Source organism: Ruminococcus sp. Marseille-P328 (genome assembly GCF_964249465.1).
Taxonomy (GTDB): Bacteria; Bacillota; Clostridia; order Lachnospirales; family Lachnospiraceae; genus Blautia_A; species Blautia_A faecis.
The window spans coordinates 1-595 of sequence record NZ_CAXUBQ010000081.1; the positions used below are offsets into that span (position 1 = coordinate 1).

General features: G+C 42.9%; 1 protein-coding gene and 1 pseudogene. Both read right to left on the bottom strand.

Annotated elements, in window-relative coordinates:
- Window positions 1-212 (bottom strand): hypothetical protein (locus ACESTK_RS20550; protein WP_373120643.1); only part of this gene is annotated, 212 nt, incomplete at its 3' end.
- Window positions 205-595 (bottom strand): annotated as a pseudogene (locus ACESTK_RS20555) (hypothetical protein); the annotation flags it as partial. The gene ACESTK_RS20550 and the pseudogene ACESTK_RS20555, both read right to left, overlap by 8 nt.

Sequence of the window (595 nt, forward strand, 5' to 3'; positions counted from 1 at the left end):
TCCTGCTCTCCTGGTTTATTCCAGTTACTCCAGCCAGTACGCGGCGGTTTATCCGGGAATATTTTATTGTACGGGTTTTCTTTTGCTCTAAAATCGTCCCAGCATTTTCCATACACACATCTGTCAGACCACCAGCGCAAGCAGGTCTTGCAATAACAATCCCTACAGTACATTTGTGAGCCAGGCTTTTCTAATATCTGTAAATCATTCATTAACTCTGTTCTGTCCCTCCTGGCTTTTCTTTAACAGCTGTTTTTCATATTCCTCAAAGTCATATTCCCTCTGTGGAAAGTTATTGAATCGGTTCTTACTGCCCTTTGCTTCTGTCTTCCTGGTTCTTGCTTTTTTCAGAGGGTAGAAGCTCTTCCATCCGTTCATAGCAGATTTCTTTACAATGGCAGTCAGCTCCTCTGGTTTGTCAGACATGGACAGAAGTTCTTCCCGCAGAAGCTGTACCTGTTCTTTCGTCAGACTGTCTCCATTGTTCTGTCTTACCTTCAGGAATAACAGGAAGGCATCATTCAGAGAAGAATCTTCAAAGTATGTACCCGGCGGAGCCGTATATATATACTCTCCTTTCTTTTCCTTTCCTTTT